The organism is Microbacterium galbum (genome assembly GCF_032464915.1).
Taxonomy (GTDB): Bacteria; Actinomycetota; Actinomycetes; order Actinomycetales; family Microbacteriaceae; genus Microbacterium; species Microbacterium galbum.
The window spans coordinates 1,012,200-1,035,583 of record NZ_JAWDIS010000001.1; the positions used below are offsets into that span (position 1 = coordinate 1,012,200).

At 70.6% G+C, this 23,384-nt stretch carries 23 protein-coding genes; 5 read left to right on the forward strand and 18 right to left on the reverse strand.

The window, feature by feature from the left end:
- Positions 1–48 precede the first annotated feature (48 nt).
- Positions 49–2,574, reverse strand: coding sequence for an ATP-dependent Clp protease ATP-binding subunit (locus tag RWH45_RS04795; protein ID WP_315993747.1), 2,526 nt, complete (start codon positions 2,572–2,574; stop codon positions 49–51).
- Between the two features lie 189 nt (positions 2,575–2,763).
- Between RWH45_RS04795 and RWH45_RS04800 the strand changes: the two genes are divergently transcribed.
- Together RWH45_RS04800 and RWH45_RS04805 are read left to right on the forward strand one after the other, a co-directional pair.
- A complete protein-coding gene (locus RWH45_RS04800) occupies positions 2,764–3,390 on the forward strand; it encodes a hypothetical protein (RefSeq protein ID WP_315993748.1) in 627 nt (208 codons plus the stop codon).
- Positions 3,387–3,620, forward strand: a complete 234-nt coding sequence (locus RWH45_RS04805) for a helix-turn-helix domain-containing protein (RefSeq protein WP_315993749.1) — start codon at positions 3,387–3,389, stop codon at positions 3,618–3,620. The genes RWH45_RS04800 and RWH45_RS04805 overlap by 4 nt, the downstream gene beginning before the upstream one ends.
- A gap of 17 nt (positions 3,621–3,637) precedes the next feature.
- Here RWH45_RS04805 and RWH45_RS04810 read toward each other — a convergent pair whose 3' ends face one another.
- The 3 genes from RWH45_RS04810 to RWH45_RS04820 all read right to left on the reverse strand — a co-directional run bounded on the left by RWH45_RS04810 (position 3,638) and on the right by RWH45_RS04820 (position 6,207).
- Positions 3,638–4,390, reverse strand: a complete 753-nt coding sequence (locus RWH45_RS04810) for a hypothetical protein (protein ID WP_315993750.1) — start codon at positions 4,388–4,390, stop codon at positions 3,638–3,640.
- Between the two features lie 87 nt (positions 4,391–4,477).
- The gene (gene cls / locus RWH45_RS04815) at positions 4,478–5,944 is read right to left on the reverse strand and encodes a cardiolipin synthase (RefSeq protein ID WP_315993751.1); all 1,467 of its coding nucleotides are present in this window, start codon (positions 5,942–5,944) and stop codon (positions 4,478–4,480) included.
- A 65-nt stretch (positions 5,945–6,009) separates the two neighbouring features.
- Complete coding sequence (locus tag RWH45_RS04820) at positions 6,010–6,207, reverse strand: hypothetical protein (protein ID WP_315993752.1); 198 nt, start codon at positions 6,205–6,207, stop codon at positions 6,010–6,012.
- 113 nt (positions 6,208–6,320) lie between these two features.
- Here RWH45_RS04820 and RWH45_RS04825 point away from each other — a divergent pair, with 113 nt between their 5' ends.
- Positions 6,321–7,475, forward strand: coding sequence for a DUF4192 family protein (locus tag RWH45_RS04825; protein WP_315993753.1), 1,155 nt, complete (start codon positions 6,321–6,323; stop codon positions 7,473–7,475).
- On the opposite strand, the gene lysS is transcribed toward RWH45_RS04825, so the two are convergent.
- From lysS to hpt, 12 genes are all read right to left on the reverse strand, one after another.
- Complete coding sequence (gene lysS, locus RWH45_RS04830) at positions 7,426–8,946, reverse strand: lysine--tRNA ligase (RefSeq protein WP_315993754.1); 1,521 nt, start codon at positions 8,944–8,946, stop codon at positions 7,426–7,428. The genes RWH45_RS04825 and lysS overlap by 50 nt on opposite strands.
- Before the next feature lie 156 nt (positions 8,947–9,102).
- Complete coding sequence (gene panC / locus RWH45_RS04835) at positions 9,103–9,957, reverse strand: pantoate--beta-alanine ligase (protein ID WP_315993755.1); 855 nt, start codon at positions 9,955–9,957, stop codon at positions 9,103–9,105.
- Complete coding sequence (locus tag RWH45_RS04840; protein WP_315993756.1) at positions 9,954–10,676, reverse strand: DUF2520 domain-containing protein; 723 nt, start codon at positions 10,674–10,676, stop codon at positions 9,954–9,956. The genes panC and RWH45_RS04840 overlap by 4 nt, the downstream gene beginning before the upstream one ends.
- Positions 10,673–12,424, reverse strand: a complete 1,752-nt coding sequence (locus RWH45_RS04845; protein WP_315993757.1) for a PH domain-containing protein — start codon at positions 12,422–12,424, stop codon at positions 10,673–10,675. The genes RWH45_RS04840 and RWH45_RS04845 overlap by 4 nt, the downstream gene beginning before the upstream one ends.
- Positions 12,421–12,975, reverse strand: a complete 555-nt coding sequence (locus RWH45_RS04850; protein WP_315994591.1) for a PH domain-containing protein — start codon at positions 12,973–12,975, stop codon at positions 12,421–12,423. The genes RWH45_RS04845 and RWH45_RS04850 overlap by 4 nt, the downstream gene beginning before the upstream one ends.
- A gap of 154 nt (positions 12,976–13,129) precedes the next feature.
- On the reverse strand, positions 13,130–13,615 hold the full coding sequence (locus RWH45_RS04855) for a DUF3180 domain-containing protein (protein WP_315993758.1): 486 nt from the start codon (positions 13,613–13,615) through the stop codon (positions 13,130–13,132).
- Positions 13,612–14,139: a 2-amino-4-hydroxy-6-hydroxymethyldihydropteridine diphosphokinase gene (gene folK / locus RWH45_RS04860; protein WP_315993759.1), complete on the reverse strand. Its 528-nt coding sequence runs from the start codon at positions 14,137–14,139 to the stop codon at positions 13,612–13,614. The genes RWH45_RS04855 and folK overlap by 4 nt, the downstream gene beginning before the upstream one ends.
- Positions 14,136–14,504 (reverse strand): dihydroneopterin aldolase, encoded by a 369-nt coding sequence (gene folB, locus RWH45_RS04865; RefSeq protein WP_315993760.1) that lies wholly within the window; start codon positions 14,502–14,504, stop codon positions 14,136–14,138. Before folB ends, folK begins: the two co-directional genes overlap by 4 nt.
- Complete coding sequence (folP, locus tag RWH45_RS04870) at positions 14,504–15,295, reverse strand: dihydropteroate synthase (protein WP_315993761.1); 792 nt, start codon at positions 15,293–15,295, stop codon at positions 14,504–14,506. Before folP ends, folB begins: the two co-directional genes overlap by 1 nt.
- Positions 15,292–15,879, reverse strand: a complete 588-nt coding sequence (gene folE / locus RWH45_RS04875; protein ID WP_315993762.1) for a GTP cyclohydrolase I — start codon at positions 15,877–15,879, stop codon at positions 15,292–15,294. The genes folP and folE overlap by 4 nt, the downstream gene beginning before the upstream one ends.
- A gap of 6 nt (positions 15,880–15,885) precedes the next feature.
- On the reverse strand, positions 15,886–17,889 hold the full coding sequence (gene ftsH, locus RWH45_RS04880) for an ATP-dependent zinc metalloprotease FtsH (RefSeq protein WP_315993763.1): 2,004 nt from the start codon (positions 17,887–17,889) through the stop codon (positions 15,886–15,888).
- Between the two features lie 123 nt (positions 17,890–18,012).
- Complete coding sequence (gene hpt, locus RWH45_RS04885; protein WP_315993764.1) at positions 18,013–18,564, reverse strand: hypoxanthine phosphoribosyltransferase; 552 nt, start codon at positions 18,562–18,564, stop codon at positions 18,013–18,015.
- A 132-nt stretch (positions 18,565–18,696) separates the two neighbouring features.
- Here hpt and RWH45_RS04890 point away from each other — a divergent pair, with 132 nt between their 5' ends.
- Positions 18,697–20,001 carry an MFS transporter gene (locus tag RWH45_RS04890; RefSeq protein WP_315993765.1) on the forward strand — a complete coding sequence of 435 codons (1,305 nt, stop codon included), beginning with the start codon at positions 18,697–18,699 and terminating at the stop codon, positions 19,999–20,001.
- Here RWH45_RS04890 and tilS read toward each other — a convergent pair.
- Entirely contained in the window at positions 19,994–21,016 is a 1,023-nt protein-coding gene (gene tilS, locus RWH45_RS04895; protein WP_315993766.1) for a tRNA lysidine(34) synthetase TilS, read from the reverse strand. The two genes, RWH45_RS04890 and tilS, sit on opposite strands and share 8 nt — an antisense overlap.
- 204 nt (positions 21,017–21,220) lie before the next feature.
- On the opposite strand from tilS, the gene RWH45_RS04900 reads away from it, so the two are divergent.
- A complete protein-coding gene (locus RWH45_RS04900; protein WP_136586076.1) occupies positions 21,221–21,754 on the forward strand; it encodes an inorganic diphosphatase in 534 nt (177 codons plus the stop codon).
- Between the two features lie 57 nt (positions 21,755–21,811).
- Here RWH45_RS04900 and RWH45_RS04905 read toward each other — a convergent pair whose 3' ends face one another.
- Positions 21,812–23,263, reverse strand: a complete 1,452-nt coding sequence (locus tag RWH45_RS04905; protein ID WP_315993767.1) for a peptidoglycan DD-metalloendopeptidase family protein — start codon at positions 23,261–23,263, stop codon at positions 21,812–21,814.
- Positions 23,264–23,384 lie beyond the last annotated feature (121 nt).

Below are 23,384 nucleotides of genomic sequence, written 5' to 3' on the forward strand. Positions count from 1 at the left end.
AGAAGGGACCTGGATGCCGTGGCATCCAGGTCCCTTGTCTGTTACGCGTCAGCTCCCGGCGAGGGTATCGGGGGTCGCGGCGATCTCGCCGGCCGTCCCGACGCCGATCGCGACCTTCTCTCCGCGCGGGGCGGTGTCGAAGGTGAACTGGCCGTTCTCGACGCCGACCTTCACGTGGTCGCCCGACTCGAGCTCACCGTGCAGGATCTTCTCGCTCAGACGGTCCTCGACCTCGCGCTGCATGGCGCGGCGCAGGGGACGCGCACCGAGCGTGGGGTCGAACCCGATCTCGATGAGCTTGTCCTTCGCGTCGTCCGACAGCTCCACCGTCATGTCGCGGTCGAGCAGACGGTCGGCGAGGCGCTTCACGAACAGGCCGACGATCTGACGGAGCTCGTCCTTGTTCAGCTGCGGGAAGACGATCACGTCGTCGACGCGGTTGAGGAACTCGGGCTTGAAGTGGCGCTTGAGCTCTTCGTCGACCTTGCCCTTCATGCGCTCGTACGAGGTCTGGGCGCTGCCCTCGACCTGGAAGCCCACGGGACCACCGGCGATCGCCGACGAACCGAGGTTCGTCGTCATGATGATCACGGTGTTCTTGAAGTCGATGACGCGACCCTGACCGTCGGTCAGGCGACCCTCCTCGAGGATCTGCAGCAGCGAGTTGAAGATGTCGGGGTGGGCCTTCTCGATCTCGTCGAAGAGCACGACCGAGAACGGCTTGCGGCGCACCTTCTCGGTGAGCTGGCCGCCCTCTTCGAAGCCGACGAACCCGGGAGGGGCACCGAACAGGCGCGAGACGGTGTGCTTCTCGCCGAACTCCGACATGTCGAGGGAGATCAGCGCGCCCTCGTCGTCGAACAGGAACTCGGCGAGCGCCTTGGCGAGCTCGGTCTTTCCGACACCGGTGGGGCCGGCGAAGATGAACGAGCCCGAGGGGCGCTTGGGGTCCTTGAGGCCCGCGCGCTGACGACGGATCGTGCGCGAGAGGGCCGCGATCGCCTCTTCCTGGCCGATGACCCGCTGGTGCAGGGCCTTCTCCATGAACATGAGGCGGCTGGACTCCTCCTCGGTGAGCTTGAACACCGGGATGCCGGTCGCCTGGGCGAGCACCTCGGCGATCAGGCCCTCGTCGACCACCGCGTGGGAGGCGACATCGCCCGAGCGCCACTGCTTCTCGAGGCGCAGACGCTCGGCGAGGAGCGACTTCTCCTCGTCACGCAGCGACGCGGCCTTCTCGAAGTCCTGCTCCTCGGAGGCCTGCTCCTTCTGCTCGCGGACCTTGGCGATCTTCTCGTCGAACTCGCGCAGCTCCGGCGGCGACGACAGGATCGACAGCCGCAGGCGGGCACCGGCCTCGTCGATCAGGTCGATGGCCTTGTCGGGCAGGAAGCGGTCGCTGATGTAGCGGTCGGCGAGGTTGGCCGCCGCGACGATCGCGCCGTCGGTGATCTGCACCTTGTGGTGCGCCTCGTAGCGGTCGCGCAGCCCCTTCAGGATGTTGATCGCGTGGGGCAGGCTCGGCTCGGCCACCTGGATCGGCTGGAAGCGGCGCTCGAGAGCGGCATCCTTCTCGAAGTGCTTGCGGTACTCGTCGAGCGTGGTGGCACCGATGGTCTGGAGCTCACCACGGGCGAGGAGGGGCTTGAGGATGGATGCCGCGTCGATCGCGCCCTCGGCGGCTCCCGCACCCACGAGGGTGTGGATCTCATCGATGAAGACGATGATGTCGCCGCGCGTGCGGATCTCCTTGGTGACCTTCTTCAGGCGCTCTTCGAAGTCGCCGCGGTAGCGGGAACCGGCGATGAGCGAACCGAGGTCGAGCGAGTAGACCTGCTTGTCCTTCAGCGTCTCGGGGACGTCGCCCTTGACGATGGCCTGGGCGAGGCCCTCGACGACGGCGGTCTTTCCGACACCGGGCTCGCCGATGAGGACGGGGTTGTTCTTCGACCGGCGCGACAGGATCTGCATCACGCGCTCGATCTCCTTCTCGCGCCCGATGACGGGGTCGAGCTTGTTGTCGCGCGCGGCCTGGGTGAGGTTTCGTCCGAACTGGTCGAGGACGGCCGAGCCGCCCTGCGCACCCGAGGACTGCTGCTCGCCGGCACCGGTCGCCACTCCCGCGGGCTCCTTGCCCTGGTAGCCCGAGAGCAGCTGGATGACCTGCTGGCGCACCTTGTTGAGGTCGGCGCCGAGCTTGACGAGCACCTGCGCTGCGACGCCCTCGCCCTCGCGGATGAGGCCGAGCAGGATGTGCTCGGTGCCGATGTAGTTGTGGCCGAGCTGCAGCGCCTCGCGCAGCGACAGCTCGAGCACCTTCTTCGCACGCGGCGTGAAGGGGATGTGGCCGGTCGGCTGCTGCTGACCCTGGCCGATGATGTCCTGCACCTGCTCGCGCACGGCGTCGAGCGAGATGCCGAGCGACTCGAGCGCCTTGGCAGCGACACCCTCGCCCTCGTGGATCAGCCCGAGCAGGATGTGCTCGGTGCCGATGTAGTTGTGGTTGAGCATCTTCGCCTCTTCTTGGGCGAGGACGACCACACGACGGGCACGGTCGGTGAATCTCTCGAACATCTCAGTCCCTCCAGAAATGGGCTGACAGGCACGCCTCCGCGCGCCGTACATCGAGAGTAACCAGCGCCCGGATGCCAGAGACGCGTGTTCGCCGTGGGCATACCGCCGTGACACCCGGCATTGTGAAACCCATCGATCATCGATACCTTATCGACGATCGATAACAACGAATATCGTTAAGGAGCGACCATGGCATCCCCCCGATCCACCTCGCGCACCCTCTCCCGCGGCGACACCGGCAGCTTCCTGCTCTTCATCGTCGCCGGCGTCGCCATCGCCCTCTGGGCGGTGATCCGCTCCGTGGGAACGATCGTCGCGGCGGCCGGCAACCGTGACGTGCGTGTCCCCGTCGACTTCCTCGACACCATCGCCCAGGCACCGATCGGCCCCGACGGAGCGTCGGTGCCCGTCGAGCTGACCGGCGCGGTCGTCACGGCCCCCTCGCTCCCCCTCGCCTCGCTCTGGGCGCTGTTCCTGGCGGAGGGGACCTTCGCCGCTGCCGTCGTGACGGTGGTGACTCTGCTCCTGATCCTGTGCATCGGCATCCTCCGCGGAGAGATCTTCAGCCGCCGGCACACCCGACTGGTGGTCGCGGTCGGCATCGTCTCGCTCATCGCGGCCTTCGCGGTGCCGTTCTTCCAGAACATGGTCGCGAACGGTGCCCTCGCCTGGCTGTCGGATCGCACCTACGACCGCGGACTGACCCAGCAGATCGATCTCCCGATCCTCATCGTGATCGGCTTCGTCGCGGGACTCTCCAGCACCGTCTTCGCGGTCGGCGACCGCCTGCGTCGCGACACCGAGGGGCTCGTATGAGCCCGGCGGTCGCCGACGAGGGGCCCACCGGCATCCACTGCCGTCTCGATGAGCTGCTGGAAGCACGCGGGATGACGCTGACCCGCCTCAGCGAGCTCGTGGGCGTCTCAGTCGTCAACCTCTCGGTGCTGAAGAACGATCGGGCGCGGGCGATCCGCTACTCGACGCTGTCGGCCATCTGCCGCGTGCTCGAGTGCGAGGTGGGCGACCTGCTGGTCGTCGCCCCATGAGGCCCCTCAGGCGACGCTCAGCGCGAGCCGAGCACCGGGATGGGGTCCGTCGCGTCGACGCCGTCGCCCGACAGAACCACTGACGCCGCTCCGGCGGGCGCCCCTTCTCCGACGTCGGCAAGGGTGACGCGGGGGGCGAGATCCATCGTGCACACCTGATCGGCGGGCGGGGCGGCGAACTGCACCGCGATCTCCGTTCCGGTCGTGGTGACCGACTCCACCGTGGGCGGGCAGCCCGAACTGCCGTAAGTCACGAGGGCGATCGTGCGGGCGTCGACCCACCCGGCGCTCGGCGCGAACTGCCCCGCGTCGGACGGGGCGGTGGTCAGCGCCGCGAGGGTCGTGCGGCCTTCGGCCGCGCCCTGCACGGTCACCTCGAGCGGTCGAGTCGGATCGACGCCCGCGGGCACGCCCACCAGCGTGGCCCGCGGAGCCATGTCACGCGTGCAGTCCGTACGCGCCGACTCCTCGAGGGTGACGGTGAGGGTGTCTGCGGACGCGCTCGGCTCGCCGCTGACCACGGGCACGCACGTCGAGCTCCCGCGGGTGACGACGGCGATCGCGCGACCCGCGTCGAGCCAGGCGGCGCCGAGTTCCGCGGGCGACGCCGACGCCCCGGGATCCGGACTCGATGTCGCGGTCGAAGGGGCCGCCTCCGGCGACGACGACACGCCGGTGGCGCAGCCGGTGAGAGCACCGACGGCCAGCAGGCCGGCGCCGAGTGCGGCGACGAGAGTCAGACGGTGACGGGACAGGCGATCACGGGACATGCGAACCTCCGGGGCGAGTTCCGCCCCATGATGGCGGAGATTCCTGGATGCCGGCGGCGAGAACCGCCACGCGCTGACGCCGTGGGATCACTGCAGCGCGGAAGTGAGCCGCGCCAAATTGTCGAGGATCGTGGAGCGGAGGGGCTGACGCTTCCACTCCTCGATGGTGAGCTGGCGGCTGAGGCTGCGGTAGGTGTGCTCGACGGCGCGCATGTCGCGGACGAACTCCTCGCCCCGCACCAGCATCGACACCTCGAGGTTCAGACCGAAGGAACGCATGTCCATGTTGCTCGAGCCGATGACCGCGACCTCGTCGTCGATCGTGACGCTCTTGCTGTGCAGGATGAACGGCTTGCGGTACATCCAGATGACCACTCCCGCGCGCAGGAGCGCCTCGTAGTAGCTGCGCTGGGCGTGGTAGACCATCGCCTGGTCGCCCTCTTCGGAGACGAAGAGTTCGACGTGGACGCCGCGCTGGCACGCCGTCGTGATCGCAAGCAGGAGGGCCTCGTCGGGAACGAAGTAGGGGCTGACGATGATGATGCGCTCGCGTGCGGCGAAGAGCAGCCCGAGGAAGAGCTTGAGGTTGTTCTGGAAATCGAAGCCGGGACCCGAGGGCACGATCTGGCAGTCGAGGTCTCCGGGGCCCGAGCTCACCGAGAACAGGTCGATCTCGTCGGTCAGCGTCTCGTCGGTCTCGCTGTACCAGTCCGAGAGGAAGACGGCGTTGATGCTGGCCACGACCGGACCCTCGACGCGCACCATGAGGTCGACCCAGTGCAGGCCGCGACGGATGTTTTTGCGCAGGTTGTACGACGAATCGGTGACGTTCTGCGAGCCCATGTAGGCGACGTCGCCGTCGATGACGAGGAGCTTGCGGTGGTTGCGCAGGTCGGGCCGCTGGTAGCGCCCGCGCAGCGGCTGCACCGGCAGCATGAGGTGCCAGTGCGCACCCATCGCCTCGAGGCGCCGGAGGGTCTGCTTGTAGAAGGGCTTGCCACGATTCGCCCAGTGGTCGAGCAGCACGCGGACGACGACGCCGCGCTCGGCCGCCTCCTCGAGCGCCCGGAAGAAGTTGTCGGTCGAGTCGTCGGTCTGCAGGATGTAGAACTCGACGTGCACGTACCGCGTGGCGCGGCGGATGGCCTCGGCCATGGCATCCAGGCTCTGCTGGTAATCGGCGATGAGCGTGGCGGCGTTGTCTCCGGCGATCGGCATCGCCCCGAGGTTGCGGTTGAGGCGAACCAGGGCGCGGAACCAGTCGGGGGCGTTGGGGCGCAGGGTGCCGAACTCCAGCGACGCGCTGGTGTCGTGGATGTACTCGTTGATGGCGGCCTGCTTGCGGCGGCGCGTGCGGGGCAGGCGCGGGTTGCCGATGAGCAGGAAGAGGAACACCCCGAGGAAGGGGATGAAGTAGATCGCCAGAAGCCAGGCCATCGCGGCGGTGGGACGGCGGTTGCGCGGGACGATGATGATCGCGGCGATGCGCACCACGAGATCGACGACGAACAGCGTGATGACGAGCCAGCTCGCGTCGAACGTGGCGTTGATCACGTGTCCTCCTGGGCGGGGTTGTCCACCCAGCGTAGCGACGGGCCCCGACACCCGTCGCGCGTACGTCAGTTCGCGGAGCCGTCGCCGGGGGAGGCGACCGGCGGAAGTCCGCGCTTCGCGCGTTCCTCGGCCTCGATGCGCGAATAGACCTTGCGCTCGGTGCGGTCCATGCGGATCACGTTGCGGAGGATGAAGAAGAACACGACCGAGACGACGATCGTGGGCAGGATCGCCCACAGCATCGCGACCCAGGTGTCATCCATACGGTCCAGGATACCCGCGCACCACTCCTCCCCACGCGCCGGGGGCGCCGGGTTATCCACGATCGAGCTTTCCGACGCCGCGCCGGGATCCCGTCCCCCGGCACCCTCTGCTCATGATCCCCACCGTCGTCCGCACCGCCTCGTCCGCCTCTTTCCTCGCCCTCGTGCCGCACGTGCTGGAGTGCACACCGCGGCGCAGCCTCGTCGTCGTCCCGTTCGCCGACGGTCGATCGCTCGGGGCCATGCGCGTCGATCTGCCCCGCGGCGGGCCCGCCGAAGCCGAGAGCATCGCGTCGACCGTCATCGGCATGGCATGCAAGGTCGCCTCCACCGATGCCATCGTCTCCGTCGTGTACACCGACGAGGCGGTGGCCGGCGACTCCGGGCTCCCGGAACGTGCGCTGATCGACGAGGTCGTCTCGCGCGCGGGCATCTGCGGCCTGCGGGTGCTCGACGCCCTCGTCGTCGGTCCCGACGCCTGGGCCTGCTATCTCGACCCCGCGGGTGCGGCTCCGGGCCTGCTGTCCGAGATCTCCGACGCAGCGGCTCGGGTGCCCGACGGTCTCCCCCGCACCGATCAGTTCTCCGCCGCAGCGCTGCCCGCGGTCGACGCCGAGGCCGTGGAATGGGTGGCACGACTGCTCGGCGACGTCGACGACGCCCTCGGTCGGCCGAGGGACCGCCGTCGCCTGCCGCTCGCGCGCCGCGCGCAGGCCGACGAGGTCGTGTCGCTGCTGACCGATCCGCCCGCCCTGTTCGAGAGGGCGGTCACCGCGACGGGGGGCATGCGGTCGCCCGTGATCGCAGCCCTGGCGTTCTGCCTCGAGCGGCCCTCGCTGCGCGACGTCGCCCTCATGCAGTGGGCCGCCGACGTCGCCACCGGCGATGCGGTGCTGCGCGCGCAGACCGCGTTCAGCGCGGGCACGCCCTTCCCGGAAGACCTCGCGCGCCCGATGTGGGGAGAGGGCGAGCGGCCCGATCCCGAGCGCCTGCGCACCGCGCTGGAGACCTCTCGGCGAGTCGCCGCGGCCGTTCCGCTCGATCGCCGACCCGGGCCCCTGTCGGCCTGCTCGTGGCTGGCGTGGGCCCAGGGGCGCTCGTCGCACGCGGCGACCTACGCCGAAGAGGCGCTCCGCATCGACTCGCAGCATGGTCTGAGCACCATCATGCTGAGCCTGCTCGACGCGGGCCGCCTCCCGGAATGGGTCTTCGAGAGGCCTACTTCACCAGCGGGAAGAGGATCGTCTCGCGGATCCCGAGCCCGGTGATGGCCATCAGCAGACGGTCGATGCCCATGCCCATGCCACCCGTGGGCGGCATGCCGTGCTCGAGTGCCCGGAGGAACTCCTCGTCGATCGGCATCGCCTCGGCGTCGCCGCGCGCGGCGAGCTTCGCCTGCTCGACGAAACGCTGGCGCTGGATCACCGGATCGACCAGCTCGGAATACCCGGTGGCGAGCTCGAACCCGCGCACGTACAGGTCCCACTTCTCCACGACGCCCGTGATGGACCGGTGCTCGCGGACGAGAGGGCTCGTGTCGACGGGGAAGTCCATCACGAAGGTGGGGCGCGTCAGGCCGCCCTTCACGAAGTGCTCCCACAGCTCCTCGACCCACTTGCCGTGCGTCTCGTGCGGCGGCGCGTCGACACCGGACTTCTCGCCGAGAGCGCGCAGCTCGTCGAGCGACGTCTCGGGCGTCACCTCATGACCGGATGCCGCCGACAGCGAGTCGTACATCGAGATGCGATCCCACTCGCCGCCGAGGTCGTACTCGGTGCCGTCGGCCCACGTGACGGTGGTCGAACCGGCGACCGCGATCGCGGCATCCTGAATGAGGGTCTGGGTGAGATCGGCGATGCCGTTGTAGTCGGAATAGGCCTGGTAGGCCTCGAGCATCGCGAACTCGGGGCTGTGCGTGGAGTCGGACCCCTCGTTGCGGAAGTTGCGGTTGATCTCGTACACGCGGTCGATGCCGCCGACGACGGCGCGCTTGAGGTAGAGCTCCGGCGCGATGCGCAGGAAGAGTTCGGTGTCGAAGGCGTTCGAGTGCGTCGTGAACGGTCGCGCCGATGCACCACCGTGCTGCACCTGCAGCATCGGGGTCTCGACCTCGACGAAGTCCCGCTCGGTGAAGGTGCGGCGCAGGCTCGCATTGACCTTCGCGCGGGCGAGCACGGTCTCGCGAGCGCGGTCGCGCACGATCAGGTCGAGGAAGCGGCTGCGCACGCGGCTCTCCTCGCTGAGCTCGGTGTGCAGGTTGGGCAGCGGCAGCACGGCCTTGGCCGCGATGCGCCACTCGGCGACCATGATCGACAGTTCGCCGCGGCGGCTCGAGATGACCTCGCCCGACACGAACACGTGATCACCGAGATCGACGAGCTCCTTCCACGCCTGCAGCGACTCCTCGCCGACCGCGCCCTGCGAGACCATCGCCTGGATGCGGCTGCCGTCCCCGGCCTGCAGCGAGGCGAAGCACAGCTTCCCGGTGTTGCGGCTGAACACCACGCGGCCCGCGACGCCGACGGTCTCGCCGGTCTCCGCGCCGGCTTCGAGCTCTCCGAAGCGGGCGCGCACCGCGGTGATGGTGGTGGTGACCGGCACCGACACCGGGTAGGCGCCGCCCGCGGCGTCGTCGCGCTCGGCGAGCAGTCGCTCGCGCTTGGCGAGGCGCACCGCCTTCTGCTCGAAGACCTCGTCTTCGGTGGGTTCGGCGGCGTCGTTCGCGGGCGCGTCGGTCATCGTGGAAGCTCCTCGGGGTCCTCCCCAGTGTATTCGCCCGGCCCGGGCCCCTCGGGGCACCGCGACCCCCGGCCGTCACCGGTCGGAGGCCGTCGACCTCGGCGAGCCCACGCCCGCACGGCGCTCCCGCGCCGGTGGCGTCGGGCCTGCGGCGCGTCAGCGCAGCGAGATCTCCGCGTTGTCGATGAATCGATGGCCCCCGACGGTCGCGGCGATGAGCGCGAACGCGCGGCCGCGGTGGCCCTCATCGACCGGCAGGAAGGTCGCCGGATCGACGACGCTCAAGTACTCCAGGGAGATGCGCTGTTCGCCCATGAGCGCCGACTGGGCCGCCGCGATGCACGCGTCGACGCCCATGTCGGCGTTCGAGGCCGCGGCCTCCAGAGCACGCGGGAGCTTGGCGACCGCGCGGCGATCCGCCTCGTCCAACAGGGCGATCCGGCTCGACACCGGCAGGCCGTCGTCGGTGCGCACCGTGGGAACCGTATCGATCTCGACGCGGAAGTCCAGGTCGCGCACCATCCGCCGCACGAGGAAGACGCGCTGCAGGTCGCGCTCCCCGTAGACGGCGACATCGGGAGCGACCAGGTGGAAGAGCTTCGCCTCGACGGTCAGCACTCCGTCGAAGTAGAAGGGGCGCACCCGCCCTTCGTAACGGAGTCCGACGTCACCCGCCGACACCCGCGTGGTGGCCGTGCCGGCCGGCAGCAGTTCCGCCGCGCTCGGAGCGAACACCACGTCGACCGCGAGGTCGTCGAGCACGCGCGCATCGGCCTCGGGAGAGCGGGGGTAGGCCGCGGTGTCGTCCGCCGTGCGGAACCGCAGCGGGTTGACGAAGGTCGAGACCACGACCACGTCGGCCTGCTCCCGAGCGCGCGTGATGAGGTCGACGTGGCCCTCGTGCAGGGCTCCGAGCGTCGACACGAGGGCGATACGCAGTCCCTGTGCGGCGCGGTCGGTCCCTCGGATCTCGTCGAGTCGGGCGCGCAGATCCTCGAGGGTGGCGATCATCCGTCGATCGTAGCGTCGCCGTCGAGGCGGCCCGCGCCACTGCCCTCGACGAGCGCCTGGTCGACGCTCGAGCGCACCAGGGCCGACAGGTACCCGCCGGGATTGTCGACCCCGACGCGGCTCAGCAGCTCCGACGATTGGCGCACGATCGAGCGGGAGAACTCCGTCGCCGTCGCGATCGCCTCCGCGTACGTCGGCCGATCCGCCTCCGCCACGACCACGGGTTCGCACCCGAGCTCGACGGCGAGCGCCTGGGCGATCGGCAGCACGGGCGCCGGCGCCGTCACCGCGGCGTACGCCTGGGCGAGCTGGCGGAGGTCGATCGACGACGCGCCGGTGAAGACGATCGCGGGGTGGATGGCGAGAGGGATGGCCCCCCGCTGCGCGGCGGGATCGAGCACGCGCGCACCGTGTGCGGCGTCGGTGTGCAGCACGAGCTGTCCGGGCTGCCAGGCACCGAGCTCGGCGAGTCCCGCGACCAGTCCGGGCAGCTGGTCGTGCGGCACCGCGATCACCACGAGTTCGCTGCGGCGCACGACCTCGTCGGACGTGAGCTGCGGCACCCCGGGGAGGATCGCCTCGACGCGATCGTCATCCGACCCCGAGGTGATCCCCGTCAGGAGATGTCCCGCGCCCGCAAGAGCCGCCGCGATGACCGGTCCGACCCGTCCGGCACCGATCACGCCGACGCCGAGGCGCCCGTCGCGACCGGCGTTCATCCGGCCCACCGGTGCGTGCGGTCACCCGCGGCCGCAGCCACGCCGCCGCGCGCGGTGGCTTCGAACACGCGCAGCGCGTCGTCTCGGTCGATCGCGCCGAGATGGGTCTGCACCGTGCCCGTGATGACGTGACCCGTGAGGGTCGCGGTGCGGACCGCACGGGCGAGCGGACCCTGGCGCACACCGATCGACTGCAGCCGGGCGAGCGGCAGCACGGTCAGCGAGCGCCACACCCAGCCCCGGCGCAGCAGCAGCGCGTCGGCGGTGAGAAGGACGCCGTTGCGGCGCCACGACAGCGGCCGCAGCCACCGCGCGCGGCGCGGAGTCGTCACGTAGGGGTCGTCATCCACCGGACCCAGGATGCCGTCACGGAACACGAGTGTCCATTCCTCGCTCGACAAGCCGGGCGCGAGGATCCGCAGCACCCGCTCGACGTCGGCGCGTGTGCCGATGGGCAGCACCGCCGCGACCTGATCGGCGCTGGAGTCGGTGGAGGAGCGTCCCGACAGCCGGTTCACCGTCACCGCCCACCAGCCGAACGGACGCCACATGAGCGGTTGACGGACCTCGATCGCGTGCACCCGACCCGGCGGAATCACCTCGCTCACCGTGGTGAAGAGTCCGAACGTCACACGCACTCCGTCCGAGGTCGGCGCGATCGAGTACCGCAGCCCTCGCGCGATCGAGCGCACGTAGTACGCACCGAACGCGAGGAACATCGGCACGACCGTGAAGAGCAGCCACAGCGTCGACACGGAGGCCGCGACGGCGATGCCGATCACGAAGGCGATCAGCACGAGGGTGGAGCCACTCAGCACACGCGAGGCGACGAGTCGACCCACGGGGATGCGGACGATGCTCTCCGGCTCGGTATCGGAGAAGTCCTCACCGTCGACGATGCCCTGCAGCCCGTCGGCGACGGTGTCGGCGGCCGCCGTGACGCGGGAGCGCTTCGCGCCCGGCCCGGCACCCGCCTCGGCGAGACGCCGACCCGACGCCAGCCGCAGGATGTCGCCGCGGACCGCCTCGGCATCCTTGCCCGAGAGGTACTCGAGCTTGACGTTGGCGTCCAGGCCCGCCCCCACGACCTCGAGCTTCGCCAGCCCGAGAAGGCGCGCGACCATCGGACGGGTCAGGTTCACGCCCTGCACGCGGTCCAGCGGGGCTCGGCGATGGGTGCGGAAGAGCACACCCGAGCGCACCTCGACGTCGTCGTCGCCGATACGCAGGGTGTGGAAGCGCCACGACAGTCGGAAGAGCCCCAGCAGCACCAGGAGGACCACCAGCGCCGCTCCCGCCGCGATGAGGATGAGGTTGTTCGCCAGCAGGAAGTCGACCGGGTCGGGCGGAACGGCCCCGGGCGGCAGGTCGGTGAAGACGGGGAAGAACAGCTCCAGCAGCCGCTCGCGGAGATTCGCGACGATGAGGCCCACGATGACGAGCAGGGACAGGCCGCCGCGCAGCAACGGCGTCAACGGGTGCAGTCGGTGCCATTCACCGTCGCTGTACGGCGAGCGCACGACCGCCCGCGCCCCCTCCCGCCCGCTCGCGCCCGGCGCGATGACGCCCCCGTCGCCGGACGGCACGCCCACACCCGGCACGAGGCCGCTCTCGTCGCCCGCTGACGCGTCCGCGGCGTCGACGGGCGCCCCCGCGGGAGGCCCCGGCGCGTCGCTCGACGGCGGCGGCGTCACCCCTGCGCCGGTCCCGACCGCCTCGCCGCGGTTGCGATCGTCGGTGTCGCTCACAGTCCGGTCCGTCGCGTCTCCGCCACGGCGACGAGCGTGTCGCGCAACTGCTCGGCCGCCTCCTGCGTGAGCCCCGGGATCGTCACACCCGTCGAGGCCGCGGCCGTGACGAGCTTGAGCTGCGCGATACCGAATCCGCGGTCGAGCGGGCCGTGCGTGATGTCGACGAGCTGCATCCGCCCGTACGGCACCGCGACGACGCGCTGCCACAGGATGCCGCGGCGGAAGACGAGATCGTCCTGACGCAGCTGGTACCCGAAGGAGCGCGCCTGCCGCGGCGTGATGAGCAGCCCGATCGCCGTCACGACGAGAACGATGCCGGCGGGGATCCAGGGCCAGGGCACTCCGGTGAAGGCCTGGACGCCGATGGCCACCGCGAGCACGAGGAGGAATACCGCTCCCTGCGAGATGAGCTGCACCCACACGTACGCGCGCGCCAGTTGGTGCCACGTGCCCTCGCCGAGCGGGAGCCGGCCGGCGGCGCGCGGCTCCAGGACGCGCGAGAAGGTCCGGGCGTCGAGCGCATCGGCGCCTGCCCCATCGGCGCCCACCGCGTCGGCGCCTGCCCCATCGGCGCCCACCGCGTCGGCGGCTGCCCCGTCGGCGCGCACCGCGTCGGCGCCTGCCCCGTCGGCGCGCACCGCGTCGGCACCCGCCGCATCGGCGCGCACCGCGTCGGCACCTGACACGTCGGCGCCCACCGCCTCAGATGCCGACGGGTCCGGCGGGGGTGTTCCCGGGGGTGTCGTCATCATCGTCCTTCCGGAGGGTGCACAGCTGCTCGGCCACGAGCCCCGCGACGACGAGGACGACCGCGCACACGACCGTCGCGATGATCGATCCCATCGAGCCTAGCGAGGGGGTCGCGGGCCGGCTCAGCAGGAACGCGAGGAGTCCGACGCCGAACCCGAACGCGGCAGCCCCCACGAGCGACGACGCCTTCGCGAGCATCGCGACACGCAGGGCGCGGAAAGGATCGATGCGCCGCTCGCTGCGCCCGCGCGTCGCACGGAACACCGGCACCGCCAGGATGACGATGACCGCACCGACCAGCGCGAGGATCGTGGGCAGGCTCGCCGCGGGGGTGAACGTCGCGCGCCCCATCGCGGTGAGCATCGTGTCGAGGACGAAGCCGACCACGCCGCCGATGATGGCGGCGATGAGCAGGATGCCGGCACCCGTGCGTTTCATCGCGCCCCTCCCCGCAGTTCGGCGAGCAGGGCGTCGACCCGGCCGCGCCCGGGGATCACGGCATCCGGGTCGACGTCGAGCCACGGCACCAGCACGAATTCGCGCTCGTGCGCGCGCGGGTGCGGCACCACGAGGTCGTCGCGGTCGATGATCTCCCCGCCGTAGGCGATGAGATCGAGGTCGAGCGTGCGGTCGCCCCAGCGTTCCCGGCGCACGCGCCCGTGCCGCGCCTCGATGCGGTGCAGGGCGGCGAGCAGCGCCGTCGGGGCGAGTCGCGTGCGCAGCGTCGCGACGGCGTTGAGATAGCGGGGGGCGTCGTCGTCCTCGCCGTCCAGGGTCACGGCGGTCGTCTCGATCGGGGCCGACACCGCGACGTCCGTGGTGAGGGGCAACGCCCGCACCTCCGTCACGGCTGCGGCGAGCGTCTCGGCCCGCTCCCCGAGGTTGGCTCCCAGGGCGATCACCGCGGCGACGGGGGACGTGCGCGGCGCCTCTCCGATGCCGTGGGCCAGCCGCACGCTCACGAGCGCCCGCGCGTGATCGTCACCGACACGTCGGCGAAGGGGACGGGGATGGGCGCCGCAGGCTTGTGCACGGTGATGGTCACGGACTCGACCCGCTCATCGCGGAGCACCTCGTCGGCGATGCGCGCGGCGAGCTTCTCGAGGAGGTCGACCGGCTCGCCCGACACGATCACGGCGATCCGCTCGGCGAGTTCGCCGTAGTGCACCGTGTCGGCGACGTCGTCCGTCACGGCCGCGCGGGCCAGAGGCAGGACCACCGTCGCGTCGACGATGAACTCCTGCCCGTCGCGCTTTTCGTCGGGATAGACCCCGTGGTATCCGAAGGCGCGGACGCCCGTCAGGGTGATGTGGTCGACGGCATCCATCAGGACTCCCAAGCGCGGGCGACGGCGAGCGCGTCGCGGGTGGTCGGCACGTCGTGAACGCGCACGGCCCAGGCGCCGGCCTGGGCGGCGAGGGCGCTCGTGACGGCCGTGGCCAGGTCGCGGCGCGCGAGGTCGGCGTCGTCGCCGAGCGCGTCGGCGAGGAACCTCTTGCGGCTCGTGCCGACGAGCACGCGTCGGCCGCGGGCGACGAGCGCGGGCAGCGCACCCAGAGTCCGCCAGTTCTGCTCGCCGCGCTTGCCGAACCCGATACCGGGGTCGACGACGATGCGCGACGACGGGATCCCGACGGCCTCCGCGGCCGCGACGCGCTCGTCGAGCTCGGCGGTCACCTCCGCGGCGACGTCGACGTACTCCGCTCGCGCGTACATCTCGCTCGACGGCCCGCGCCAGTGGCCGATCGCCATCTCCGCACCGCTCTGCGCCACGGCGTCGAGCATCTCGGGGTCGGCGAGACCTCCTGAGACGTCGTTGACGAGACGGGCTCCGACCGCGACGGCGGCTGCGGCGGTCGAGGCGTTCATGGTGTCGATGCTGACGTACGCCCCCTCGGAGGCCAGGGCGGCGACGACGGGCAGGACGCGCTGCTGCTCGACCCGGGGCGAGACCCGTTCGGCGCCGGGTCGTGTGGACTCCCCGCCGATGTCGAGCAGGTCGGCCCCCTCGGCGCGAAGACGGCGCGCGTGCGCGATCGCCACGTCGGGATCGAGGTACCTCCCGCCGTCGCTGAAGGAGTCGGGGGTGACGTTGACGATCGCCATCACGAGTGTCACGCGCGTGCTCCGATCAGGGCGACGAGCTCGGCACGGGCAGCCGGCTCGGCGTACGCACCGCGCGCGGCGATCGTCACGGTCGAAGCGTCGAGCTGTCGTCCGCCGCGCATGGTCACGCACTCGTGGGTGGCATCCAGGACGACGAGCACACCCCGCGCATCGAGGGCGGATGCGATGGCGTCGGCGATCTGCTCCCCGAGACGCTCCTGCACCTGCGGACGGGCGGCCAGGATGTCGATGACCTTCGGCAGCGCCCCGAGGCCCACGACCTCCTCGCCCGGCAGGTACGCCACGTGGGCGCGGCCGCGGAAGGGCAGCAGGTGATGCTCGCACATCGAGCGGAACGCGATGTCGCGCAGCATCACCGCTCCCGAGGGGAGCGTGTCGGGCGCGGGCCCGCGTGACACCGAGATCGTGTGCTGCAGCGGGGCGCCGGCATCCTGGTTCACGCCCGAGAAGAACTCGGCCCAGCTGTCGGCGACCCGGGTCGGGGTCTGCCGCAGCCCGGGGCGATCGGGATCTTCCCCGATCGCCTCCAGCAGCTCACGGACGAGGGCTGCGACCCGCTCTCGATCGACGGCCACGGCGCCTCAGGCGGTCGCCGGGCGCGTCTGTCCGCTCGGACGGGGCTGCGCCTGGGCCTGCGTCTGCGCCTCCGCCTCGGCGGACGCGGCGATGCCGGCCGGAGCCTGGCGACGCGGGACATCGACCGGCGGCTGGTTCGACACGGGACGATCGCCCGACGACAGCCACTGCGGGCGCGGGGTGAGGCGCTTGACGTCCGTGAAGATCTCGGCGAGCTCGATGTGGTCGAGCGTCTCCTTCTCCAGCAGCGCCAGGGCCAGGCGGTCGAGCACGTCGCGGTTGTCGTTGATGACCTGGTACGCCTCGTTGTGCGCCTGCTCGATGAGCGCGCGCACCTGGGCGTCGACCCGCTCGGCGATGCGCTCCGAGAAGTCGCGGCCGTGTCCCATGTCGCGGCCCATGAACACCTCGCCCGACGACGAGCCGAGCTTCACGGGGCCCACCTCGTTGGTCATGCCGTACTCGGTGACCATCTTGCGGGCGATGCTCGTGGCCTTCTCGATGTCGTTCGAGGCGCCGGTGGTGGGGTCGTGGAAGACGATCTCCTCCGCGACACGGCCGCCCATGGCGTACGTCAGCTGGTCCTGCAGCTCGTTGCGGGTGACGGAGTACTTGTCGTCGAGCGGCAGCACCATCGTGTAGCCCAGCGCCTTGCCGCGCGGGAGGATGGTGACCTTCGTCACGGGGTCCGTGTGGTTCATCGCCGCCGCGGCGAGGGCGTGCCCGCCCTCGTGGTACGCCGTGATGAGCTTCTCCTTGTCCTTCATCACGCGCGTGCGACGCTGCGGTCCGGCGATCACGCGGTCGATGGCCTCGTCGAGGGCGCGGTTGTCGATGAGCTGCGCGTTCGAGCGCGCGGTCAGCAAGGCCGCCTCGTTCAGCACGTTGGCGAGGTCGGCACCGGTGAACCCGGGCGTCTTGCGCGCGACGACTTCGAGGTCGACCGAGTCCGACAGCGGCTTGCCGCGGCCGTGCACCTCGAGGATGCGCTGGCGGCCCTTCAGGTCGGGGGCGTCGACGCCGATCTGACGGTCGAAGCGGCCCGGACGCAGGAGGGCGGGGTCGAGGATGTCGGGGCGGTTGGTCGCAGCGATCACGATGACGTTGACCTTGGGGTCGAAGCCGTCCATCTCGACGAGCATCTGGTTCAGCGTCTGCTCGCGCTCATCGTGACCGCCGCCCATGCCGGCACCGCGGTGGCGGCCGACGGCGTCGATCTCGTCGATGAAGATGATCGCCGGCGAGCTCTCCTTGGCCTGGTTGAACAGGTCGCGGACGCGGCTGGCGCCGACACCGACGAACATCTCGACGAAGTCCGAGCCGGAGATCGAGTAGAACGGCACGCCTGCCTCGCCGGCCACGGCGCGGGCGAGCAGGGTCTTACCGGTTCCGGGAGGGCCGTACAGCAGCACGCCCTTGGGGATGCGCGCACCGACCTCCTCGAACTTCTTGGGGTCCTTCAGGAATTCCTTGATCTCGTCCAGCTCTTCGATCGCCTCGTCGGAGCCCGCGACGTCCTGGAAGGTGACGGTGGGCGTCTCCTTCGTCACGAGCTTCGCGCGCGACTTGCCGAACTGCATGACCTTGCTGCCGCCGCCCTGAGCGCTGGACAGCAGCCACCAGAAGAGCAGGCCGAGGAGGATCAGCGGGAGCAGCAAGCCGATGAGGCCGTCGAACCAGCTGGGCTTGGGCACGACGTCGTTGAAGCCGTCGGCGGGGGCCGCGGCGTCGATCGCGCTGGCGACCTCGTCCGCGCGGGCCTGGCTGAAATAGAACTGCACGTCGTTCGCGCCCTCGAAGGGCTGCGACAACGTCAGATCGACGCGCTGATCGGGATCGTTGGTGACGACCTGAGTGACGGTGCCGCCCTTGAGCAGGTCCAGACCCTCCTTGGTGGACACCTGGCGGGCACCACTGAGGTTGGAGATGAGGGAGAAACCGATGACCAGAAGCAGACCGACCAGCAGAACGTAGACGATCGGGTTGCGCGTGATCTTCTTGAAATTCATGGTGGGCGAGCCCAGCCCTTTCGTGATCCTCCGCAGAAACGCGGTCGCATCAGGCTAACGCCCGTGGACTATGCCGGGCCTGTGCGTTCGTCGAGGGCGTACGGAGACTCCGCTCCGAACGCCTCAGGAATACACGTGCGGCGCGAGCACCGCGACGTCGCGCAAGTTGCGGTACTTCTCCGCGTAGTCGAGCCCGTAACCGATCACGAAGTCGTTGGGAATGTCGAAACCGACGTACCGGCAGTCGACCTCGACCTTCATCGCGTCGGGCTTGCGCAGCAGCGCGAGCACCTCGACCGACTCCGCCCCGCGCGAGGCGAAGTTCTCGAGCAGCCAGCTCAGGGTGAGACCGGAGTCGATGATGTCCTCGACGATCAGGACGTGCTTTCCCGTGATGTCGGTGTCGAGGTCCTTCCGGATCTGCACGACGCCGCTCGAGCGGGTGGAGGCGCCGTAGGACGACACGGCCATCCAGTCCATCGACACGTGCATGGGCAGGTGACGGGCGAAATCGGCCATGACCATGACCGCGCCCTTGAGCACGCCCACGAGCACGACGTCGCGACCCTCGTAGTCGGCGACGACCTGCGTCGCCAATTCGGCGAGCTTGTCGTGGATCTGCTCCTCGGTGAGGAGCACTTCGCTGATGTCGTCGGAGATGTCGGCCGCGCGCATTGGAGAAGTCTACGTCGCTCGATTCCGGATGCCGTGCCCCGGCGATGCGGATCGCCGTCGTGCCGCCCGGAAAGCACCGGGGGCGGGTAGCGTCGCCTTCCGGCCGCCGTTGCTCACTCCGGAAGGGAATCGATGACCTCCACCACGTCATCCCCGCCACGAACGCGCGGCACCGGCGCCGTCATCCTCGCCCAACTCATGCTGCGGATCGCCTCGGCCGCGGGTGCTCTCGCGCTCGGGTCCTACTTCGTCGACCTCTCCCGACAGGGGACCTCGGTGGGGCCGTTGCTGCTCGGCATCCTGTCGGGAACCGGCTTCCTGGCCGAGCTCGTGCTCGCCCCGCTCGCCGGGTCCGCCAGCGATCGACGCGGGCGGAAGATCTTTCTGGTCACCGCCCCCCTGCTCGCTGCGGCAGGCGTCCTGCTCACGCCCGGAGCCTCGCTGCTCGCGGCCGTGCCGTCGATCGCCCTGGTCGTCGTGATCGTCGGGACATCGCGCCTGCTCGACGGCGCGGGCGCGGCGATCGCGGCTCCGACGACGCTCGGGCTGCTCGCCGACTCCAGCGACGGCGATCCGCGACGCCGCGGGCGGGTCACGAGCCTGTACGAGCTGTCATCGTCGGGCGGGATCGCCCTGGGCGCCGTCGCGGGGCCCCTTCTCTACGGCACGCTCGGGCTCTGGACGTTCGCGGTCCTCGCCGCGGTCTACGTCGTCGCGTCCCTGCTGGTGCTGGTCTTCCTACGGCCGGGGCCGGCGTCCATGATCACTCCCGCCCGCGCCTCGCTCGGCGACCGCGTGCGTGTCCTCGTCCAACCGCGCCTGCTGGCGTTCCTCCCGGGGTGGATCGCCGTGAACGCGATCCTGGGCACGTGGGTGACCTCGCAGATCACCTTCGTGCTGGCCGGCGACGGACGGGCGGACGGTCAGCTGTTCCCCGGGGCGTTCCGCGGCGACGAGGCGGGACTGTCGATCGTCCTCGGCGTCTACGTGCTCTTCTTCAGCCTGTGCATCGTCGCGTGGGCCTTCTTCATCGGGCGCCTTCCGACCATCCCGGTGCTCTTCGTCACGGCGGCAGGTGCGCTGATCGCCTCGGTCGGGCTGATGCTCGCCAACCGCGGGGCGCCCCTGGCGGTCGCGCTGCCGCTGGTGATGATCGGGGTGTTCCTCGAGGCGGGATTCACCCCCGCCGCACTGACCCATCTGAGCGACATCTCGGCGGAGTTCCGCGACGACCGCGGACTCATCATGGGCGCGTACTCGGTCGTGGTCGGCGCCGGATATCTTCTGGGCAACCTGCTCGGCGGTGTCTTCGCCCAGTGGCTCCTGTTCGATGGTCTCGCACTGCTGACGATCGGGCTGGCGGCGATCGCCCTGGTGTCGATCACGACGATGTCGGCGGTCGAGAAGCGTCTCGCACGACAGCGTTCCGTCAGCTGAGCCGACGGCGATCAGGAGCGCTCGCGCGCGCGACGATCTCGATCCGATTCCCCACGCGCCGCGCCACGCACGAGGGCAGATCGATCGGGCCCTGCCCCCGCCAATCGACCGCGAGACGGGCGACCTCGAGGGTCTGCGACCGGGTCAGCGACACGCCGAACTCGCTCTCGACGACGTACCGGACGATCCGGTTGCGCAGCGCCGCGGGGTTGGCGGCGAGGGCGGCGACCGAGATCGAGATCCCCGCCTCGGCGTGCTCGACGATGTCCTCGATGGTCTCGTCGATCATGTCCTGGAAGGCCGCCGCGTCTTCGCGCAACTGCTCGGCCGTCCGCGCCAGCGCCTCGGCGACGCCCGGTCCCAACTCGTCCTCGAGTGCGGGCAGCACCCGCTCGCGCACCCGCACCCGCGTGTAGGCGGGATCGAGGTTGTGGGGATCCGCCCACGGTTCGAGCCCCTCGGCCGCGCACGCCGCTGCGGTCGCCGACCGGCGCACGCCCAGCAGCGGTCGCAGCCACGTCGGGCCGGTGGCATCCCGTCGCTCGGCCGGCATGCCGCCCAGGCTCGTCGCCCCGGACCCCCGCGCGAGACCCAGCAGCACGGTCTCCGCCTGGTCGTCCAGGGTGTGCCCGAGCAGCACCACGTCCGCGCCGACCTCCGCCGCTGCGCCGGTGAGGCCCGCGTACCGGGCGGTGCGGGCGTCGGCCTCGGGTCCGTCCGCGGACCCGACCTCGACCGCGACCACGCGCGCGTCGATGCCGAGCCCGCGCGCCGCCTCGGCCGCACGATGCGCCACGGCATCCGATCCCTGTTGCAGCCCGTGATCGATCACGACGGCTTCGACCCGGATGCCGAGCCGCGCCGCCTCGAACGCCGTCGCCGCCGTGAGGGCGAGCGAGTCGGCCCCGCCCGACAGCGCCACGATCACGGCACCCTGGCGGCCCTCGAGGGCTGCGCGCACGGCGCGGCGCACCTCGGCGACGGCAGGGTCGAGACCGGGTCGCCGTTCGTGCATGGCGTCCACGCTATCCCTCCCGGCAGAAGGGCCGCCGCGAACACAACACGGGAAACCTCGTCAGAGCCTCCAGCACGTCCGGGGCGGGTCCGCGGGGTACCGCACGGATCTCCATCGTTGTGTCGGGGGGCAGGGAACCGGCGGGACAAAGGACGCTCCGGCTAGGCTGGGCCGCGGAAATCCACAGATCTAAGGAGCACGAGTATGGGCGCTTTCGACGCCGTCATCGAGATCCCCCGCGGCAGCCGCGTGAAGTACGAGGTCGACCACGGCACCGGCCGCGTCTACCTCGACCGCATCCTCTACACGGTGTTCGGCTACCCGGCCAACTACGGCTTCTTCGAGAACACCCTCGGCGAAGACGGCGACCCGCTCGACGTGCTCGTGCTGCTCGACCGCGACCTGCACCCCGGCATCCTGGCCAAGGTGCGTCCCGTCGGCGTGCTGAAGATGAGCGACGAGGCCGGTGGAGACGACAAGGTCGTCGCCGTGCTCGCGAAGGACCCGCGATGGGACCACATCCAGGACGTCGACGACATCGACGAGTGGACCAAGAAGGAGATCTCGCACTTCTTCGAGCACTACAAGGACCTCGAGCCCAACAAGTGGGTCAAGGTCGACGAGTGGGCGAACGCCGCCGAGGCCGAGCGTCTCGTGGCCGAGGCCTTCACGCGCTTCGACGAGCACGACGCGCAGACCAAGACGCAGGGTGCGGGCGAGGCTCCCAACACCCTCTGAGTTCGGTGACACGAAGAAACCCCCGGTCGACGGACCGGGGGTTTTCTCGTACCGGGATCAGACCCAGACGCCGCGATCGCGGAGCCAGGGGGCCGGATCGGTCGTACCGCCCCAGGGCGGGTAGACCTCGAAGTGCAGGTGGCAGCCGAAGGAGTTGCCGGTCTGGCCGGTCGCCGCGATCTGCTCCCCCGCGCCGACGCGCTGGCCGTATGACACGTAGATGCCGCCGTTGACGATGTGCGCGTAGCCGGTCGCCGACCCGTCGTCGTGCTGGATGCGGATGTAGTTGCCGTAGCCGCCGTTGTATCCGGCGTAGGTCACGCGCCCGGCCGACGCCGCGTAGATCGGCGAGTAGCAGCCGGCGCCGAAGTCGAGACCGAGGTGCCACGAGCTCGCGCAGTAGCTGCCGTTGCACTGGCTCGATCGCGGGCCGTAGCCCGAGGTGGTTCCGGCCGACGACGGACGCGCCCAGCCGGAGCCGGTGGCCTGGCCGCCGCCTCCGCCACCCCCGCCGCTGTTGGAGCCGCCGCCGCCTCCACCGCCGCCGCCACCGCCGTTGTTGTTGTTGTTCTGCCGGTCGCGCTCTTCCTGCTCGCGACGCGCGCGCTCGGCGCGGTCCCGCGCCTCGGCCTCTTCCCGAGCCTTCCGCTCGCGCTCTTCGCGGGCCTTGCGCTCGGCCTCGACACCGGCCTGGTAGTCGGCGACGGTCTTGGCCGTGGTGTCCTGGAGAGCAGCCAGCTGGGCCTCGAGGACCACCTGGTTCGCCTGCTGGGCGGCCAGCGCCTCCTGCGCGGCCTGGGCGGCCTGCTGGGCGGCCACCATCTTCTCCTCGGCGATCTTCTGCAGACGATCGCGCTCGGTGCGGGCGTCGTTGGCCTGGTTGCTCAGCTGCGTCGCGGAGTCGCGCGCCGTCACGGCCGCCGCGTACACCGAGCGGTTGCGCTCGATGAGCTTGTCCATCGTGCCGAGCTTGGCCAGCAGGTCGTCGGCGCTGGCGGCCGACCCCGAGAAGAAGAGGTCGAGCGAGGTGTCGTCGCCGCCGGAGCGATAGAGCTGCGCGGCGACCTTGCCGGCTTTGGCCGCGGCGTCGGTGGCCTTGGCCGCTTCGGCGTCGGCCTGCGCCTGGATCTGCTGCGCACGGTAATCGGCGTCGAGGTAGGCCTGCTGCGCGGTGTAGTACTCGTCGGAGCGGGCGACGACCTCGGCCTGCGTGCGCGCCACCTCGGACTGCAGGCCCTGGATGAGGCCCTGGATGCGGGCGATCTCGCCGGCTTTCGCCGACTCGTTCGCGCGCGCCGCCTCGACGTCGGCCCACGAGGGGTAGTCGGCGGCGACGGCGGGAGAGGAGAACCCGGATGCCGCAGCGCCGAACGCGCCGAGGGCCGCGGCGCTCAGGGCACCGAACTTCAGCGCGCTGCGTCGATCGAACGTCGGCCACAGGCGCCGCCGCTCGCTCGCGGTGGGCGCGCAGCCGCAATCGTCTGACTCAACGGGGCGCTCGAGCGTCACGGGAATACCTCATCTCACCGGTCGCAACTCGACTCACAGTAGCAACACGAGTCACACACACAACAGGGCGAGTTCCCGTCGGCAGCGCCCATCCTGCGCCCCCGACACGCGCGAGCCGCGT

Bases quoted from the DNA above. Each gene is read 5' to 3' on its own strand.
- RWH45_RS04795 (WP_315993747.1), bottom strand. From the start codon at position 2,574: ATGTTCGAGAGATTCACCGACCGTGCCCGTCGTGTGGTCGTCCTCGCC.
- RWH45_RS04800 (WP_315993748.1), top strand. From the start codon at position 2,764: ATGGCATCCCCCCGATCCACCTCGCGCACCCTCTCCCGCGGCGACACC.
- RWH45_RS04805 (WP_315993749.1), top strand. From the start codon at position 3,387: ATGAGCCCGGCGGTCGCCGACGAGGGGCCCACCGGCATCCACTGCCGT.
- RWH45_RS04810 (WP_315993750.1), bottom strand. From the start codon at position 4,390: ATGTCCCGTGATCGCCTGTCCCGTCACCGTCTGACTCTCGTCGCCGCA.
- RWH45_RS04820 (WP_315993752.1), bottom strand. From the start codon at position 6,207: ATGGATGACACCTGGGTCGCGATGCTGTGGGCGATCCTGCCCACGATC.
- RWH45_RS04825 (WP_315993753.1), top strand. From the start codon at position 6,321: ATGATCCCCACCGTCGTCCGCACCGCCTCGTCCGCCTCTTTCCTCGCC.
- lysS (WP_315993754.1), bottom strand. From the start codon at position 8,946: ATGACCGACGCGCCCGCGAACGACGCCGCCGAACCCACCGAAGACGAG.
- panC (WP_315993755.1), bottom strand. From the start codon at position 9,957: ATGATCGCCACCCTCGAGGATCTGCGCGCCCGACTCGACGAGATCCGA.
- RWH45_RS04840 (WP_315993756.1), bottom strand. From the start codon at position 10,676: ATGAACGCCGGTCGCGACGGGCGCCTCGGCGTCGGCGTGATCGGTGCC.
- RWH45_RS04855 (WP_315993758.1), bottom strand. From the start codon at position 13,615: ATGAAACGCACGGGTGCCGGCATCCTGCTCATCGCCGCCATCATCGGC.
- folB (WP_315993760.1), bottom strand. From the start codon at position 14,504: ATGGATGCCGTCGACCACATCACCCTGACGGGCGTCCGCGCCTTCGGA.
- ftsH (WP_315993763.1), bottom strand. From the start codon at position 17,889: ATGAATTTCAAGAAGATCACGCGCAACCCGATCGTCTACGTTCTGCTG.
- hpt (WP_315993764.1), bottom strand. From the start codon at position 18,564: ATGCGCGCGGCCGACATCTCCGACGACATCAGCGAAGTGCTCCTCACC.
- RWH45_RS04890 (WP_315993765.1), top strand. From the start codon at position 18,697: ATGACCTCCACCACGTCATCCCCGCCACGAACGCGCGGCACCGGCGCC.
- tilS (WP_315993766.1), bottom strand. From the start codon at position 21,016: ATGCACGAACGGCGACCCGGTCTCGACCCTGCCGTCGCCGAGGTGCGC.
- RWH45_RS04900 (WP_136586076.1), top strand. From the start codon at position 21,221: ATGGGCGCTTTCGACGCCGTCATCGAGATCCCCCGCGGCAGCCGCGTG.